Annotated in this window: 16 protein-coding genes and 1 tRNA gene; 12 read left to right on the top strand and 5 right to left on the bottom strand. The window is 64.6% G+C overall.

Annotated features, from left to right (window positions below):
• Window position 1 precedes the first annotated feature (1 nt).
• The 5 genes from RSO67_RS06570 to RSO67_RS06550 all read left to right on the top strand — a co-directional run bounded on the left by RSO67_RS06570 (window position 2) and on the right by RSO67_RS06550 (window position 3,806).
• The gene (locus tag RSO67_RS06570; protein ID WP_315842833.1) at window positions 2–1,264 is read left to right on the top strand and encodes a four-carbon acid sugar kinase family protein; all 1,263 of its coding nucleotides are present in this window, start codon (window positions 2–4) and stop codon (window positions 1,262–1,264) included.
• Window positions 1,261–2,262 (top strand): 4-hydroxythreonine-4-phosphate dehydrogenase PdxA, encoded by a 1,002-nt coding sequence (gene pdxA / locus RSO67_RS06565; RefSeq protein WP_315842832.1) that lies wholly within the window; start codon window positions 1,261–1,263, stop codon window positions 2,260–2,262. The genes RSO67_RS06570 and pdxA overlap by 4 nt, the downstream gene beginning before the upstream one ends.
• A gap of 126 nt (window positions 2,263–2,388) precedes the next feature.
• Window positions 2,389–3,153 carry a DeoR/GlpR family DNA-binding transcription regulator gene (locus RSO67_RS06560; protein ID WP_315842831.1) on the top strand — a complete coding sequence of 255 codons (765 nt, stop codon included), beginning with the start codon at window positions 2,389–2,391 and terminating at the stop codon, window positions 3,151–3,153.
• A 77-nt stretch (window positions 3,154–3,230) separates the two neighbouring features.
• Window positions 3,231–3,317: transfer RNA gene (locus RSO67_RS06555), tRNA-Leu, on the top strand.
• Window positions 3,318–3,398: 81 nt separating this feature from the next.
• Window positions 3,399–3,806, top strand: a complete 408-nt coding sequence (locus RSO67_RS06550) for a twin-arginine translocation pathway signal (RefSeq protein ID WP_410001814.1) — start codon at window positions 3,399–3,401, stop codon at window positions 3,804–3,806.
• Window positions 3,807–3,816: 10 nt separating this feature from the next.
• On the opposite strand, the gene RSO67_RS06545 is transcribed toward RSO67_RS06550, so the two are convergent.
• A complete protein-coding gene (locus RSO67_RS06545; protein WP_315842830.1) occupies window positions 3,817–4,983 on the bottom strand; it encodes an FAD-dependent monooxygenase in 1,167 nt (388 codons plus the stop codon).
• A 9-nt stretch (window positions 4,984–4,992) separates the two neighbouring features.
• The gene (locus RSO67_RS06540; protein ID WP_092146933.1) at window positions 4,993–5,238 is read right to left on the bottom strand and encodes a zinc-finger domain-containing protein; all 246 of its coding nucleotides are present in this window, start codon (window positions 5,236–5,238) and stop codon (window positions 4,993–4,995) included.
• 229 nt (window positions 5,239–5,467) lie between these two features.
• On the opposite strand from RSO67_RS06540, the gene RSO67_RS06535 reads away from it, so the two are divergent.
• From RSO67_RS06535 to RSO67_RS06520, 4 genes are all read left to right on the top strand, one after another.
• Window positions 5,468–6,676, top strand: coding sequence for a hypothetical protein (locus tag RSO67_RS06535; RefSeq protein ID WP_315842829.1), 1,209 nt, complete (start codon window positions 5,468–5,470; stop codon window positions 6,674–6,676).
• A 70-nt stretch (window positions 6,677–6,746) separates the two neighbouring features.
• Window positions 6,747–7,499 (top strand): alpha/beta hydrolase, encoded by a 753-nt coding sequence (locus RSO67_RS06530; protein ID WP_315842828.1) that lies wholly within the window; start codon window positions 6,747–6,749, stop codon window positions 7,497–7,499.
• A gap of 226 nt (window positions 7,500–7,725) precedes the next feature.
• Window positions 7,726–8,553, top strand: coding sequence for a serine O-acetyltransferase (gene cysE / locus RSO67_RS06525; protein ID WP_068736178.1), 828 nt, complete (start codon window positions 7,726–7,728; stop codon window positions 8,551–8,553).
• A gap of 174 nt (window positions 8,554–8,727) precedes the next feature.
• A complete protein-coding gene (locus RSO67_RS06520) occupies window positions 8,728–8,946 on the top strand; it encodes a DUF3126 family protein (RefSeq protein WP_068736180.1) in 219 nt (72 codons plus the stop codon).
• Between the two features lie 80 nt (window positions 8,947–9,026).
• Here the strand turns inward: RSO67_RS06520 and RSO67_RS06515 are convergent, their stop codons facing one another.
• Together RSO67_RS06515 and RSO67_RS06510 are read right to left on the bottom strand one after the other, a co-directional pair.
• Window positions 9,027–9,677 carry a response regulator transcription factor gene (locus tag RSO67_RS06515; RefSeq protein WP_068736182.1) on the bottom strand — a complete coding sequence of 217 codons (651 nt, stop codon included), beginning with the start codon at window positions 9,675–9,677 and terminating at the stop codon, window positions 9,027–9,029.
• Window positions 9,674–11,053, bottom strand: coding sequence for a sensor histidine kinase (locus tag RSO67_RS06510; protein WP_315842827.1), 1,380 nt, complete (start codon window positions 11,051–11,053; stop codon window positions 9,674–9,676). The genes RSO67_RS06515 and RSO67_RS06510 overlap by 4 nt, the downstream gene beginning before the upstream one ends.
• A 195-nt stretch (window positions 11,054–11,248) precedes the next feature.
• On the opposite strand from RSO67_RS06510, the gene RSO67_RS06505 reads away from it, so the two are divergent.
• Genes RSO67_RS06505 through RSO67_RS06495 form a run of 3 tightly spaced genes read left to right on the top strand, consistent with a single transcriptional unit; the run spans window position 11,249 to window position 13,255 of the window.
• Window positions 11,249–12,010: a MotA/TolQ/ExbB proton channel family protein gene (locus RSO67_RS06505; RefSeq protein WP_315842826.1), complete on the top strand. Its 762-nt coding sequence runs from the start codon at window positions 11,249–11,251 to the stop codon at window positions 12,008–12,010.
• On the top strand, window positions 12,007–12,645 hold the full coding sequence (locus RSO67_RS06500; RefSeq protein WP_410001813.1) for a hypothetical protein: 639 nt from the start codon (window positions 12,007–12,009) through the stop codon (window positions 12,643–12,645). The genes RSO67_RS06505 and RSO67_RS06500 overlap by 4 nt, the downstream gene beginning before the upstream one ends.
• Window positions 12,646–12,649: 4 nt before the next feature.
• Entirely contained in the window at window positions 12,650–13,255 is a 606-nt protein-coding gene (locus RSO67_RS06495) for a hypothetical protein (RefSeq protein WP_315842825.1), read from the top strand.
• Window positions 13,256–14,020: 765 nt separating this feature from the next.
• Here RSO67_RS06495 and RSO67_RS06490 read toward each other — a convergent pair.
• Window positions 14,021–14,731, bottom strand: a complete 711-nt coding sequence (locus RSO67_RS06490) for a hypothetical protein (protein ID WP_315842824.1) — start codon at window positions 14,729–14,731, stop codon at window positions 14,021–14,023.
• Window positions 14,732–14,924: the final 193 nt, after the last annotated feature.

The raw sequence follows: 14,924 nt of genomic DNA, 5'->3' as shown, positions 1-14,924 counted from the left end.
GATGGCGGGACGCTGGCTGATCCTTGCCGATGATCTCACCGGTGCAGCGGACTGCGCCATCGCCTTCGGTCGCCGGGGCCTTGCGGCTGCCGTGACCTGGGGCGAGATCGCAGGCGCCGGGGCAAGTGCCGGGGATCGCCAGCATCCGGTTCTCTCCTATGATGCAGCGAGCCGCGGCCTTACGGCCGAGGCCGCTGCGCGTCGGCACGCCGAGATATTGCAACAACTGATGGAGCCGGGTCGGCTCCTGTTCAAGAAGATCGACTCCACGCTGCGCGGCCAGCCGGCGTCCGAGACGGCGGCTGCGCTGGCGCATCTCAAGGCGCAGTCGGGTTCGGCCTTCGGCATCTTTGCGCCGGCCTTTCCCGCGACGAACCGCACCACGATCAATGGTCGCGTCGTCGTCAATGGTCGTCCGCTTGAGGAAGCCGAGGTCTGGAAGCGCGATCACACCTACGATAATGCCGACATCGCTGATGTATTGGCATCGGCTGGTATTCCCAGCGAGAAGGTGTTGCTCGAAACCATCCGCGGTGGCGATCTCAAGGCGCATCTTGCGCGTATCGCATCCGGCGACAGCGTCGTTGCGATCTGCGATGCGGAGACCGAGTACGACCTGCATTTGATCGCGGAAGCCAGTCTGAAGATTTCGCCGGCGGCGCTGTTCATCGGCAGCGCAGGCCTCGCGCATGCGCTGGCTGAGCTCGATGATTCCAGCTCTGCCGAGACGCTGGAAATTCCGCCCAGTGCATATGGCACCCTGATCGTCGTCGGATCGCTCGCCGGCGCGTCGCGCTCCGCAGCGCGCAAGCTCGTCGCGAGCGGCACGGTCACCCATCTGCCGGTTACGCCGGAAGTTCTGCTCGGCGACAAAGCCGGACAGGCGGCACTGGCCACCCGCGTGACCGAAGGACTGACCGCAGGCGGCGATGTCCTGGTCGAGATCGTGATGGATGACAATCCGAAAATGTCGCTCGGCCCGCAGCTCGCGCAGAATCTCGCCCATGCACTCATGCCCGTGGCATCCAGCATCGGCGCCTTTGCCGCAACCGGCGGCGAAACCGCAGCGACGCTGCTATCGCGCTTCGGTATCAACGGCATCCGTCTGGCCGACGAGATCGAGCCCGGCGTTTCGCTCGGGCTGACGCTTGGCGCATTGTCCGTTCCGATCGCCACCAAGGCCGGCGCCTTCGGCGACGAGAACAGCCTGATCAAAATTCGCGAACGTCTTCACACCGTCCGAACTCAAGGAAGCTTCACATGACCCGTCCGACCATTGCGATCACCATGGGCGATCCCGCAGGCATCGGCCCCGAAGTGATCATGAAAGCCTTCGCCCATCCGGAAATGCTCGCGATGTGCAATCCGCTGGTGATCGGCGACGCCAATCGCCTGCGCAAGGCCGGCGAGATCGTCGGCGCCAAGATCGGCGTTGACTCACTGACCGACGCAAAGGCGGCAAATTTCACGTCCGGGAACGTGCAGTGCGTGGACCTGAAGATCGTGCCCGAGGATCTGCCGTTCGGCCAGAACTCGCCGATCGCGGGCGAGGCGGCTTACCGTTTTATCGAGAAGGCCGTCGAGATCGTGCAGGCCGGCATCGCGCAGGGCATCTGCACCGCGCCGTTGTCCAAGGAAGCGCTGCATGCAGCCGGTCACAAATATCCCGGCCATACCGAACTGCTCGCGCATCTGACCGGTACGCCTGAAGTGTCGATGATGCTGGTGTCGCCGAAGCTGCGCGTCATTCACGTCACGACGCATATCGGTCTGATCGACGCCATCAAGAAGATCGAGCCGGGCCTGGTCGAACGCGTCATCACCCGCGGCCACGAAGTGCTGGTCAAGGCCGGCATCAAGAATCCGAAGATCGGCGTCTGCGCGATCAATCCGCATGCCGGCGAGAACGGCCTGTTCGGCTATGGCGAGGAAGCCGAGAAGATCACGCCGGCTGTCGAAATCTGCCAAAAGAAGGGCTGGGATGTCCGCGGCCCGCTGCCGGCCGACACGCTGTTCTTCCTGGCCGGTCGCGGCGACTACGACATGGTGGTCGCGATGTATCACGATCAGGGCCATGGCCCGATCAAGGTGCTGGGCCTGGAATCCGGCGTGAACATCACGGTCGGCCTGCCGGTGATCCGCACCTCGGTCGATCACGGCACCGCCTTCGACATCGCCGGCAAGGGCATTGCCGACGAGCGCAGCCTTCTCGAGGCCTTGCGGCAGGCAGTAGATCTCGCGCCGGGCGCCAAGGCGGCTTGAGGATTCTCCGTCATGGCCGGGCTTGTCCCGGCCATCCACGTCTTGGCGCGTGATGAAGGCGTGGATACCCGGCACAAGGCCGGGTATGACGAAGGATGGAAGCACCTGATTCAGTGCTGAGGTTCGATGTCGATGCGCAATAAGGAACGTCGTGCCCGCCTGTTGGACGCCCTGAACGCAGGCGAGATCGATGTCGACGATCTCGCGCGGCGCTTTGGCGTGTCCGGCTCGACCGTGCGGCGCGACCTGCAGCATCTCTCCAAGAACAACGCGGTACGCCGCACTTATGGCGGTGCGATTCTCACCGGCCATGTTGCGGAGACGACGCTCGACCAGCGCTTCGCGGTCCAGGGCAAGGAAAAGCAAGCGATCGCGCGCGCCGCGATCGACCTGATCGAGGACGGTGACACGCTGATCCTCGATGCCGGATCGACAGTTGCTGCTTTCGGCAAGCTGCTGTTGCAGCGCCGCCTGCGCATCATCACCAACAATATCGCGCTGCTGCCGTTTCTCGCCAAGGCACCAAGCATCGAACTCGTGGTGCTCGGCGGCGCGCTGCGCTCAACCAGCATGAGCACCATGGGGCCGCTGGCCAGCGAGGGACTGCGCCGGCTCACGGCCGACCGCGCCATCATGAGCGCCGACGGTGTCGTCAGCGGCCGCGGGTTGTGCGAGGCCGACCTCGATCAGGTCGCCCTGAAGTCGCTGATGATGCAGCAGGCCAAGGAGGTCATCGTGCTCGCCGACGCCGGCAAGCTCGGCCGCGCCGAACAGGACGCCTGGGCGCCGCTGCCGCCGCGCTGGACGCTGGTGACGGGCGCTGGCGCCTCGGCGGAGCAGCGCAGGCTGATGGAGAGTGCAGGGGCGCATATCGTGGTGGCGGGGGCGTAGCGCGGCTGTATGCGTGTTCTGAGGCCCCGCCGATATGGGATCGACTTGCGGCGAAAACCGGCTAAGTAGGTGCCAGCGCGGACGTGGCGGAACTGGTAGACGCAAGGGACTTAAAATCCCTCGATGGCAACGTCGTGCGGGTTCGATTCCCGCCGTCCGCACCAGCCTTCAGGGGAACTTCGGCCTCAATCCGGCCACCGGCGGCTGCTTTACGCACGTCAATCCTGCCCGGCTAGAAAGTCCCGATGATCGACCGTCACCCCCGTTCCCGCCTGCCGACGCGCGCTGCCGCGATGGCGTCGTTGCTCGTCCTGGCCGGATATCTCGGCGGCTGCGCGAGCATGGGGGACGGCATGGTGTCGGGCGCCTTCGTCGATCCCGCAAGATACGACCTCTACGACTGCAAGCAGCTCGAGGCCGAGCGCAAAACGCTGGCGACGCGGACGGCCGAGTTGCAGGGGTTGATCGACAAGGCCCAGACCGGCACGGGCGGCGCGGTGGTCAGCGAACTCGCCTATCGCAACGACTACATCTCGACGCGGGCGCAGGCCAAGCTGGCGGAAGAGAATTGGCAGAAGAGCAAGTGTGTCGCGAGCGCGCCGGTCGCGCCGCCGTCGGCTGCGCCGCGCCCGCGGGCCGGCGCGCGCTCCTGAGCCGTCCGGCTCAAAGCTTCCAGTTATAGATCCAGTCCTGCCGCGCCTGCAGACGTCCTGCACCGAGCGCGCGCATCGTCAGATCGCGCGCCAGCGCCATGGGCCCGCGCAGATGATAGATCTGGCCGGATTGCCGGGCGGTGCGCTGGACGCGGGTGACGCGCGGCTGGCGTAGCTGGGCGTAGCGCTCCAGCGCGGGCGCAATCCCTGCTGCATCGTGGCCGGCCGTGCCAAGGCATTGCGCCAGCACCGCCGCATCCTCGATGGCCATGCCCGCGCCCTGCGCGGCAAAGGGCAGCATCGCATGGGCGGCGTCGCCAAGCAGCGCCACGGAGCCTTCGTGCCACATGCCGCCGTCCTGTATCGTGAACAGCGGCCAGCGCCGCCAGTTCTCGACGCTCTCGATCATGGCGCGCGCATTGGCGGGCCAGTGCGACGCTGCAAAATGTCGCCTGATCTCGCCGGTGTCGCCGGTATCGCTGCTGCCAGGCTGCATCACGGCGCCGGGCATGATCGCGACCATGTTGATCCGCTCGCCCGATGACACCGGATAGACGACGAGATGGGCCTTCGGCCCCATCCAGAGCTGGACGCCATGGGGGAACAGGTCGCTGTCCAGCCGGCTCGTTTCCAGCGTCCCGCGCCAGGCGATCAGGCCGGAGAATTGCGGTCGCGTTTCGGGAAATACCTGTCGCCGAACGGTCGACCATGCGCCATCGGCGCCGATCAAGGCCAGCGCAGACTCGTCATTTACGGCAATGCCGCCGGGCTGCGCGCGGAATGTGTCCACCGGACAGCCAAGGCGCAGTTCAATGTCGGGATGCGCGGTGACTGCGCCGAGCAATGCCGATTGCAGATCGGCACGATGCACCAGCCAGTAGGGTGCATGATCGCGGGCGCTGCCGAGCGGCAGACGGATCACCTCGCCGCCGCTGCGCGCGGTCATGATGCTCACACTGGCCGGCGTCGTGACATGGGGCGCAAGGCGCGGTTGCAGGCCGAGGCCGATCAGTATGCGGGTCGCATTGGGCGAGAGCTGCAGTCCGGCGCCGGCTTCTTCGAGCCGTCCGGTCTTCTCACAGATAAGGACGCGAAAACCCTGGGCGGCCAGCGCCAGCGCAGCCGTCAGTCCACCGATGCCCGCACCAGCGATGACGATGGTGCGCGGGGCCGTCACGGCCGGAAATCAGGCAACCTTGTCTTTCACCACGCATTCCGGCGGACGCGACTGGCCGGCAGCGAGATCGGCGGCAAAGCGGTACAGGGTCGAGCAATACGGGCAGATGATCTCGTTGTCGTTGCCAAGGTCGAGGAAGACATGCGGATGATCGAACGGCGGATTGGCACCCACGCACATGAATTCCTGCGAGCCGATCTCGATGATCGGAACGCCGGCGTCATTGTGAAAGTGCGGAACCACGTGGTCGGACATCTTCTCTACCTTTGCTCGCAACAGCCGCGGGCGTATGAGCCGGCGCGCCATTCAGTGCGGCGCACCATACTGGTCCGGAACCATGATTCCTAGACCGCGCAGGGGTCATTCATCCGTACAAATTCGACACAATTCGGGTGTCTCCGAATAGCCCTTCTTTCGTCGGGGCAGTTGTGTCCACGATGTGACGCACCATTTCTAAAGAGGTGCAAGGATAGGGTTTTCCGCCATGTGGTTCCGGCTCGACACAGCTTTGACGGGGGTAGCGGTCTGCGCGACCGCCGGCCTGCTGTTGCTGCCGCATGCCCGCGATGCCGGCGCCGTGCTGGCCGCGCAGGAGGACCCGGTTGCTCTGGCCGATGCGCAACTCAGCTCTGCATTGCGGAAGGATCCCGCGGTGCTCGCCCGCAATATCGAGGAGGCCCTTGCGGCCAGGGATGCCGACCTCGCCAAGAGCTTTGCCGACGTTGCGGCTGCCAGAAATGTTCAACTGCCGGACGACCTCGCCAGACGTGTGACCGAGGCGGTTGCGGACGAGAATTCCGCCTCCCATTTCGCCAGCCGCTTTGCGACCGGTTTCGTCACCGGCAATGCCGACGATGTCGGCAGCCTGTCCGGCACCGTTGCCGGCGATCTCTTCGTGTTCGGCGATATCCGCGACGTGGTGCGCGAGGGCAAGCACATGGCGATGGGCGAGGACACCGATCATCTCATTCTCGGCCTTGCTGCCGCAGGCCTCGCTGTGACCGCCGCGACCTATGTCAGCGTTGGCGGCGTCGCGCCGGTGCGTGCGGGCCTCACGCTGGTGAAGGATGCGCGCAAGGTCGGACGGATCGGCGAGGGGCTTACCACCTGGGCGGCGCGCTCGGCGCGCGGCGTGGTGGATGGTCCGATGCTGCGGGCTGCGGTGGCCGATGCCTCCCTGCTGCGGCCGGGCCAGACCATCACCGCGGTGAAGGCGGCGTTCCGCACCGAGAAGGCGGGCGGCATCGTCCGTCTCGCCGGCGATGTCGGTCGTGTCGGCGAGAAGGCCGGCACGCGCGGCGCGCTCGATACGCTGCGTATCGCCCAGAGCCCGAAGGACGTCGCGCGCGCGGCGCGGCTCGCCGAAGTGAAAGGCGGCCAGACCCGCGCGATCATGAAGATGTTTGGGCGCGGTGCGCTGCTGCTGGCGGCTGGCGCCTTCAATCTTTCGATGTGGGTGTTCTGGGCATTGTTCGCGCTGCTTGGATTTGTCGTGTCGATCAAGGCCACCACCGAGCGCATCACCTGGTCGTGGCTGCAGCGCTCCAAAGCGAAGCGCGCGCGCCGCGACCTGGCGGTACGACAGGACGCTCTGCTGCAGGACATCTCACGCAAGGACGCATTACTCAGGGACATGGCTCTCCGCCATCCGGCGCCGGCCCACTCACTGGCGCCGGTGCTCGTCCGCGGGTAAACTGCGCGCCTCCCATCACCACCATTCATTCTCTCAATCACCCATCATCTCAATCGTAACGGAATTCTGGATGCCGAGCTTTCACAACGGCGCTGTCGAAATTGCTTATCTCGATGAAGGCGAGGGCGATCCGATCGTTCTCGTGCACGGCTTCGCATCGAGCAAGAACGTCAACTGGGTCTATCCGACCTGGGTGTCGGAATTGAAGAAGCACAATCGCCGCGTCATCGCGCTCGACAATCGCGGCCATGGCGATTCCAGCAAGCTCTACGATTCCGAACAATACAGCATCGGTGCGATGGCCGCCGACGTGCGCGCGCTGCTCGCGCATCTTGGTATCGTGCGCACCGATATGATGGGTTATTCGATGGGGGCGCGCATCACTGCCTATATCGCCTATAGCCATCCCGAATTGATCCGCAGCGCGATCTTCGGCGGTCTCGGCATCGGCCTCATCAAGGGCGGCGGTCCCGGCGAGAACGTTGCGCTTGCGCTCGAGGCGGACTCGCTCGACGACGTCACCGACCCCGTCGGCCGCACGTTCCGCGCTTTCGCCGATCAGACCCGTTCGGATCGCCGCGCGCTCGCAGCCTGTCTGCGCGGCTCGCGCCGGCTGATGACGAATGAGGAAGCCGCCGCCATCAAGGTGCCGCTGCTGATCGCGGTGGGAACGACCGACGAGATCAGCGGCTCCGCGCAGGAGTTGCAGAAGGTCATCGCCGGCTCCGAAGTGCTGGATATCCCGAACCGCGATCACATGCGGGCGGTCGGCGATCGCGTTTACAAGGAAGGCGTGCTGGATTTCCTGTGCCGCCGCCCGTGATGATAATTGGCGAGGGGCGCACCTTGTTTTGATCACACGAGCGCCCACTTCTGATGCACGCCCGGTTTGTGGGCGGGGTGGGGTCGTGCCGGGAATGTCTGCGCTTTCAACGTGTTAGCGGGGGATTGCCGGGTAAGCCACCGTTCACGATGGCAGGAGCCGTGTCACGACAGCGACGCTTCTTGTGCTATAACCGATGCACTATTCAGGAAATTGCGAGTCCGCCATGGCCGTGCAGAGCATCAATCCGCAGAATTCAAAACTCGCAACGCTGGATCCGATCTGGGATCGCATCCGTTCCGAGGCGGAAGACATCGTCCATCGCGAGCCTGAACTCGCATCCTTCATCTATTCGACCGTGCTGCATCACAACCGTCTGGAAGATTCGGTGGTGCATCGCGTTGCGGAGCGTCTCGATCATGCGGCGCTGTCCGGCGACCTGATCCGCCAGACCTTCGACGAAGCGCTGCGCGACGAGCCGGATCTTGGCAATGCGTTCCGCGCCGACCTCGTCGCCGTGTTCGACCGCGATCCCGCCACCACGCGCTTCATCGATCCGCTGCTGTACTTCAAGGGCTTCCATGCCATCCAGGCGCATCGTCTTGCGCATTGGCTCCACAAAAAGGGCCGCAAGGACTTTGCGTGGTATCTGCAGAGCCGCTCGTCGGCCGCTTTTCAGACCGACATCAATCCCGCCGCCAAGATCGGCCGCGGTATCTTTCTCGATCACGCGACGGGCTTCGTTGTTGGTGAAACTGCGGTCATCGAGGACGATGTTTCGATTCTGCACGGCGTCACGCTCGGCGGCACCGGCAAGGAAAACGAGGACCGCCATCCGAAGATTCGTCACGGTGTGCTGATCGGCGCCGGCGCCAAGATTCTCGGCAATATCGAAGTCGGCCATTGCGCGCGGATTGCCGCGGGCTCCGTCGTCGTCAAGCCTGTGCCGCACAATGTCACCGTGGCGGGCGTGCCGGCGAAGATCGTCGGCGAAGCCGGCTGTTCGGAGCCGTCGCGCACCATGAACCAGATGCTGAACGCGATCGGGCTCTGATTTTCAGGGGCTGAGGCTTCTGGGCTTGCGATTTGCAAGCGCTGATATTGCACGCGTTTTCGTTCACTTGTGGGATGGCGTGATTTTTCGAGAAACGGCCTAGCCGTGGCCGTCATCTCGCATTAAAGCTTCTCTCCATCAGCTCAACAGACATCAACTGCATTGGAGACACCTGTGGACGTTCAGGAAGTCAGAAAGCTCGACGCCTATCTCAAGCGCGTGTTCGGCAATCAGAAGCTTCGCGTGGTGCCGCGCCCGAAGAAGGACGACTCCGCCGAAGTCTATATCGGCGAAGAATTCATCGGCGTGCTGTTCGTCGATGACGAAGACGATGATCGCTCGTTCCAGTTCCAGATGGCGATCCTCGAAGAAGACCTCGTCGACAACGGCTGAGGAGGCGCCTTGCCCCCGCTTGGTGGCGGCGAGATCAGCGCAAGCGCCGGCGCGGGCCTTCGCGCTCTGTACATCTCACGCTAGGCCGCGTTGTCCGGCGCGACCAGGCCGGCGGCGGTGGCAAGCCAGACCAGGTGCGCGTCGGTGCGCGCGCCGATCTTCGACTTGATCTGGTAGTGATAATTCTGCACGGTCTTGGTGCTCAGATTGAGCGATGTCGCGATCTGCTCCGTGGTCCAGCCTGACGCCACCAGCCGCAGGATTTCCGTTTCGCGCGGCCCGAGATCTTCCACCAGCGACCGTTCGTTGCCGAGCCGCTCGCTGGCGATTTCGCGCGCGATGTCTTCGCTCAATGCACGGCCGCCGCGGGCGACGGTGGCGATGGCGCGCACCAGTTCGTGCGGCGCGCTGCTCTTTGTGATGTAGCCGCAGGCGCCAGCCTCGAACGCTTTCAGAGCGAACGCAGCGCTCGCATGCATGGTGAACACCAGCAGGCGCGCGGTGCGATCCCATTGCCGGATATGCCGGATCGCTTCCAGCCCGCCGGGGCCCGGCAGCGACAGATCCATCACCACCACGTCCGGGCGCTCTGCCTGATAGGCGCGATAGGCCGCAGCGGCATCCTCGGCCTCCGCGCTCACGCGAAAACCGACCTGCCGCTCCAGTAGCCGGCGATAACCTTCGCGCACGACCGGATGGTCGTCGACCAGCAGGATGCTGACGGCGGTCATGCCGCTGCTTGTCGTGGCAGCAGCGGAATCACTGCGGCCACGCGGATACCGTGTGCCGCCGGGGCGATCGACAGGCTGCCGCCAAGCGCTGCGATGCGTTCGCGGATGCCGAGAATGCCGTGGCCGGAGGCGGTGTGGGCCTGTGCGGCGTCGCCGCCGCCGTCATCCTCGACACTGACGGCGACGGCGTCGCGGACCTCTTCCCCATGGCTGACGCGGAGATGAACGTGCTGCGGCCGGCCGTGGCGTGCGGCGTTGGTCAGGCATTCCTGCGCGATGCGGTAGATGTTGACGGCGGCTTCTGCGGGGACGGCGGTGAGATCGCCGGTTACGTCGAGATGAAACACGGCGCGCCGCGTTGTGCTGGCATTCCACTGCGCCACCAGTTGCACAAGGCTGGCCTGCAATCCCAGTTCCTCGAGATCCTGTGAGCGCAGCCGCGCCAGCGCGCTGCGCAGCGTCGTCATCATCTGGCCGGTGATGCGGGCGATGGCGCGGGCATCGTCGGCCAGATCGGGACGGGACGGCGTGGCGCCGGTCTCGATGGCTGCAGCGAGCGCCGCGGTGGCGGTGAGGCACTGGCCGAACTCGTCGTGCAGATCGCGCGCCAGTGCGCGGCGTTCTTCTTCCTGTACCTGAAACAGTCGCTTGGTCAGTGCGACGCGTTCGGCGGTGGTGGCCGCGAGACGGCCGGCGAGATCGTTGACGGCGCGGGCGATATGGCTGAATTCGGTGGCGCCGAAAGCGGGCAGGCGATGGCGGTGGTCACCATGTTCGAGACGACGCAGGCCGCGTACGATGCTCCGGGCCGGCATCAGCGCATGGCCGACCAGGAGGATCGCGAGCAGACTGATGCCCAGCGCCATCGCCGCGGCGATGCTGACCATCACGGTCACCTGCCGCCATGCCTGACGCACGGCGGTGGCGGGGTCGACACGGGCTTGCACGGTGCCTGCATCGCGCTGCCGCACGGTAAGCGGCCGCGTCTCCGTGGCATGTGGCCCGAACAGCGCGCCGTAGAGACTGACGAACCATGACGGCGACGGGCTGCCGATGTCTTCGGTCTGGCTGCACAAGTCGAAGGGCGGTGCGCTGCCGAGCCGGAAGTCAATGCACACGCCTGGCGCGATCACCTTCATGGTCGCAATGGATTTCCAGTCCGGCAGCGGCAGCAGTGCATCGCGGTAAGTGCCATCGCGCCACAGCAATTCGCGCCAGTACAGGTTCTGCAGGGTTGCCGCCGCGCGGTCGGCGGAGGCGGCAGTGTCGGCCTCGATGGTGCGGTGCGCATCGACCAGAATCCATCCGACCGTACAGGCCAGACAGAGCAGTACCACGGCAACGAGACGAAGGACGAGATGTATCAGCAGGCGCATGATCACATTCCCCGCGGTGAGACGTTGATATTAAAGCGACACGCGCCGTGGTCTGGCAAGCGGTTCTGCATCGTTTGGGCAATTTGCCCGGTATGTGACGGGTGCGATGCCCTTGGAGGCTCAGTCATACAGGCGGCAGATTGAAGCCAATCGCCCGATCGTGATCGGTGAAACAACCAGCAGGAGGGACAAGTGGTGAGCCGGCATCATCTCGATCCGGCAGATCGCGCGCCGCTGCTGCACTGGTTGATCTTTACCGGGCTCTGCCTGTTCGCCGCGGTTCTGCTCTGGCACTATGGCTTGGTGCGGCAGATGCTTGCCGTCGATCGTACCTATATCTCGTCGGTGATCGTGCTGCTTTATTTCGGTGCGTCGCTGCATTGTCTGTGGCGTCTGATCGCGGTGTCGCGCGAAGCCGATGCGGCGCGGGGTGCAGCGCAGCTGTTCGCGCAGGGCGGCCAACGCGTCGTCGTGGCCGGCGACGGTGTCGCGATCGACGGCGTGGGCATGTTGCCGAAAGGAATGATGGCGTCGCATATCCGCGACCTCGCCGTGAAGTCCGCGCTGCAAAGCGGGCGACGGCTCGACCAGACGCTGCTGCTGCGTCGTCTCGCCGGCAATCTGCGCGGCTCTAACGGCTTCGGCGGCTTTGCCGGCGACACGCTGATGAAACTCGGCCTGATCGGCACGATAGTTGGCTTCATCATGATGCTGGCGCCGATTGCCGGCCTCGACACCGGCAATCAGGGCGCCATCAAGGCCTCCATGAACCTGATGAGCGAGGGCATGGCGGTGGCGATGTATACCACGCTGGCAGGGCTGATCGGTTCGATCCTGATTCGCATCCAGTATTACATGCTGGAGGACGCAACCGCCAAACTGTTCGCCTTTGCCGTCGGCGTCATCGACGTCCACGCCGTGTCGCTGCTCGAACGTGAAGCGGAGCATGCGAGGTGATCGACGAGTTCGAATTCGAACCTTCTGCAGCGTCGTTCGATCCGCTTGGCGTCATGCTGTTCAAGGCGCTGCAGGTGATCGCGTTCCTGTTCTTCATCGCGCTGCTGGCGATCAAGACCCATGACGACGAAGGCAAGGTCGACCCCAAGCTGGAGTTTTTGATCACGGTGAGCTGGCCCGACAAGCACCCGGACGACATCGACATGTTCGTGCAGGACCCGATCGGCAATATTGTGTGGTACCGGCGCCGTGAGACCGGCTTCATGGTACTCGACCGCGATGATCGCGGCGGGCTCAACGATTTCATCATGGTCAACGGCCAGAAGGTGCTCTCGCCGATCCGGCAGGAGATCGTCAGCGTGCGCGGCATCGTGGCCGGCGAGTACATCGTCAACATCTACCATTTCGCGGCGCTGACCGGACAGCCAGTGCCAGTGACGGTCAAGGTCGAGAAGCTGAATCCGAAAGTACAGGTGGTGCACTACGACACCGTCAATGTTGATCATGGCGGCGCCGAGACAACCGCGGTGCGCTTCATCATGGACAAGGCCGGCAATGTTACCGAGGTCAATCACGACCAGACGTCGCTCGTGCAGATGCTGAACAAGCGGTACAGGGAGCGCAAGGCTGGATGAAGCGATGAGTCTGCAAGCCAGCATTCTCGGTCTGTCACTCGGCTACGCGCTGCTCGGCCTGTTGCTGTTGCTCGCGGTAGTGCGGACGCGGCTGCCGTGGCCGGTGAAGGCCGGCGCGGTGGCGGTGACTTCGGCGTTTTACGTGCTGGTGTTCTTCCGCACCCAGGGCCTGCTCGGTTGGTCGGCGGACGATCCGCTGCCGCCGAACTTCCAGTTGTTGTGGGTGCGCAGCGTCGAGCCCAACATCGCCCAGGGCGAGCCCGGCGCCATCCACATGTGGGTCGAGGCCCTCGACGACGACAATCTGCCGAGCGGGGTGCCTCGGGCCTATCGGCGGCCTTACTCCACCGCGCTGGCGCGCAAGGCCGAGCGTGCGCGCACTGAGATCGCCGCGGGGCATCCGCAAGGTGGCCGCGCCGCGCAGTTCGGATCCGGCGAGGGTGAGTTGCCCCCTGGCGGTCCACAGGGCGCGTTGTTCGCCAGCGGCGAGCCCGGCGGCGATCCATCCGGCGGTGGTCTGCTGGACCCCGCTTTCATGCGCGGCGACTCCCAGTCCATCACATTCGCCCCGCTGCCCGTGCCCGTCCTGCCGGCCAAAGATGTGCCGTAGCGGTGATGGCCGGCGCGAGCGTTAACTCCGCTTGGGGTGGCGGGGAATCTCAGAGTGTTTTGCTCAAACGTCATTCCGGGGCTTTGTCCTTGCTCGTCATTCCGGGGCGCGGCCGGCACTTGCCGGACGCGAACCCGGAATCTCGTTGTGTTTTGCGCTGAACATGTCGGGATTCCGGGTTCACGTGCGCGAAGGCGCGCCCGCGCCCCGGAATGACGAGCTGGGGCGGCAAAACGGCGCCCAAACATTTTTTCCTGCATTCTATTGACAATATACCTATAAGGATTATTATCCGAATTATCCGGTTCGCGAGGGGCGCTTCTAGAGGCGTCTTGAGGTGGAACAGGGATGCGGCGCCTGCGGGTGTGGGGTGACGTACCCCGCGCACTCGGGAGGCCTTGGGTCACCGTCCGACCCCACTACGGGGGTCTGCCACTCATGCTGGCTGGACGTGGCATTGGTGAACGGCGGGAAACCGTCGGGATCAGCGGAGTGCGGAGCTCTGCGCCTTTGCCCGGAAGAACGGTCCCGGGGACAGAAATCGCCGCGGTGGCGCGCCGTGAGGCGTTGCGCGGTTGCAGCTTGCCGGCGTTCCGGTGGAGCGGATCGCGATAAAACCACCCTTTGCGCCTCACGGCGCGTCGCCACCCCTCATCGTTTGAGGGGACTGCTCACACCTCGGACGCCATGGGCGCCGCGAGACTGCGAGAGCGTGGCTGTTTGACAATTGCATCCGATGATCAACGCAAATGACGCCGCGAGCGATCAGCGCAGCCCGCTGAGCTGCATCGTCAGTCGATCCATGGCGTTACCGACATCGCGCCATTGCTCAAGCCAGCTACGTGGAAAGCGAAAGATGAGATCGGCGCCGCCGATGCGTCGTTCGCTCATGCACATGCCGGGCGTGGCGCCGTCGCGTGTACAGCGCGCCACCAGCGCCGGCGTCGTGCCGAGATAGAGATCTTCATTGCTGTAAGGCGAGTTGTCGCGGAATGGCTGCGTGGTCAGGCCGTCTTCGCTTGATGTCGCGCGGTCGATATAGCGCGGATAGATCGTGCGCAAGCGCGTGTCCGGCGAGGTCGCATCGTGATGCGCCGAGATCGAGACGAAGATGCGATCGATCGGCTGCGCGTTCTCGTCGAAATTCTCGACGCTGACATGCCTCGGCAGGTTGCTCGCTTCGAGCGATGGATAGACATAGCTCAGATCGACGCGTTCCTGCGGTCCTGAATGTTTCTGCACCTTGCGGCGAAACGCATGGGTCGGGACGTTGAACAGTGTGGCGCCCACGCTCACCGGAATGCGGTCGGGATCGCCGGGCTTCTGGCTCTGCCAGGTCGGCCACAACAGATACGCCACCACTGCGATAGCGGGGGCTGCAAGCGCTGCACCGACCAGCATCGGTACGACGTGGCTGCGGCGGCGATGGCGGCGCCGCGGCCGCGTCGTCGGGTGGGTCGGAAACAGCAGAGACATGCGCACGCTAAATTGGAACTGGGACGGTGTACCGGGTGGGCGAATCAACCGCGAATATGCCAGCCGATGGTTAACGGCCTCGCGCGCCTCGCCGCAGGCGGTATCCGGGAGCCATGCACCGCACGCGGTTCCCGACCGCGCCGTTAACCCTTTATTAACGTTATGCTGGCGGGGAGCCTCGCGCTTTGCGATG

It is taken from the genome of Tardiphaga sp. 709 (assembly GCF_032401055.1).
Lineage (GTDB): Bacteria > Pseudomonadota > Alphaproteobacteria > Rhizobiales > Xanthobacteraceae > Tardiphaga.
The sequence above is the reverse complement of the archived record's forward strand: the minus strand, read 5'-3'. Positions and strand labels throughout refer to the sequence as shown.

Bases quoted from the DNA above. Each gene is read 5' to 3' on its own strand.
- RSO67_RS06570 (WP_315842833.1), top strand. From the start codon at position 2: ATGGCGGGACGCTGGCTGATCCTTGCCGATGATCTCACCGGTGCAGCG.
- pdxA (WP_315842832.1), top strand. From the start codon at position 1,261: ATGACCCGTCCGACCATTGCGATCACCATGGGCGATCCCGCAGGCATC.
- RSO67_RS06560 (WP_315842831.1), top strand. From the start codon at position 2,389: ATGTCGATGCGCAATAAGGAACGTCGTGCCCGCCTGTTGGACGCCCTG.
- RSO67_RS06550 (WP_410001814.1), top strand. From the start codon at position 3,399: ATGATCGACCGTCACCCCCGTTCCCGCCTGCCGACGCGCGCTGCCGCG.
- RSO67_RS06540 (WP_092146933.1), bottom strand. From the start codon at position 5,238: ATGTCCGACCACGTGGTTCCGCACTTTCACAATGACGCCGGCGTTCCG.
- RSO67_RS06535 (WP_315842829.1), top strand. From the start codon at position 5,468: ATGTGGTTCCGGCTCGACACAGCTTTGACGGGGGTAGCGGTCTGCGCG.
- RSO67_RS06530 (WP_315842828.1), top strand. From the start codon at position 6,747: ATGCCGAGCTTTCACAACGGCGCTGTCGAAATTGCTTATCTCGATGAA.
- cysE (WP_068736178.1), top strand. From the start codon at position 7,726: ATGGCCGTGCAGAGCATCAATCCGCAGAATTCAAAACTCGCAACGCTG.
- RSO67_RS06515 (WP_068736182.1), bottom strand. From the start codon at position 9,677: ATGACCGCCGTCAGCATCCTGCTGGTCGACGACCATCCGGTCGTGCGC.
- RSO67_RS06510 (WP_315842827.1), bottom strand. From the start codon at position 11,053: ATGCGCCTGCTGATACATCTCGTCCTTCGTCTCGTTGCCGTGGTACTG.
- RSO67_RS06495 (WP_315842825.1), top strand. From the start codon at position 12,650: ATGAGTCTGCAAGCCAGCATTCTCGGTCTGTCACTCGGCTACGCGCTG.
- RSO67_RS06490 (WP_315842824.1), bottom strand. From the start codon at position 14,731: ATGTCTCTGCTGTTTCCGACCCACCCGACGACGCGGCCGCGGCGCCGC.